This is a genomic window from Neisseria sp. P0021.S007, assembly GCF_051956855.1.
In genome coordinates, this window is sequence record NZ_JBQCXA010000525.1 from 1 (window position 1) to 695 (window position 695).

Annotated in this window: 1 protein-coding gene; it reads right to left on the reverse strand. The window is 45.6% G+C overall.

The features are described 5' to 3' along the window. Nucleotides 1-235 precede the first annotated feature (235 nt). On the reverse strand, nt 236-695 hold a 460-nt coding region (locus ACTHUR_RS14395; RefSeq protein ID WP_440399247.1), incomplete at its 5' end, for a 7-carboxy-7-deazaguanine synthase QueE.

Below are 695 nucleotides of genomic sequence, written 5' to 3' on the forward strand. Positions count from 1 at the left end.
CCTTTTTAGATGCAATCAGTTATCAGGTAAATTGGTTTTACCAATTTATGAAAACTGTTGCACACTTTACGTAATCTTATGTAATCAGTCAAGGGGTTTGTAATAAAAAAGGCCGTCTGAAATAGGGTTTTCAGACAGCCTGAGAGCATTGCCAGTAGTGCATTTGGTCGAATATGGAATGGTATTTACATTAAATATTTTGTAAAGGTTTTGTTTTTAATTGATTTCAAACGAATTATTCTATTCCTGCCCATTTATGCGTTTGTACGCTCAGTTGCCAATGGACGGGGGCGTCGGCTCGGCTGTTTAACACGCCGATTTGGCGGATGGTGTCGTAGATATTCATTGCGCCGTCTTGTTCGCAGGGGGAAAGATAGTAATGTCGGGCGCGGATTTTGCGTTCCATCTCTTGGCAAAACGAAATGACATCACCGTCGGCGACAATGCGCACTTCGTCTGCTTTCTCGATGCAACTTTTTTCGTATTTAGCGGCGTAACAGGCTTTGGGACTGGTGGCAACGTAGTCGATTTGCGGCGGCGCGGGGTTGAGGCCGTTGGTTTCGATACACAGAAAATAGCCTTCGGCTTTGAGTGTGTTGAGCAGGGTATCCAAATGCGGTTGGATGGTAGGTTCGCCGCCGGTAATGATGATGTTGCGCGCCGTGTAGGTTTTCAGACGGCCTAAAATATCGGAC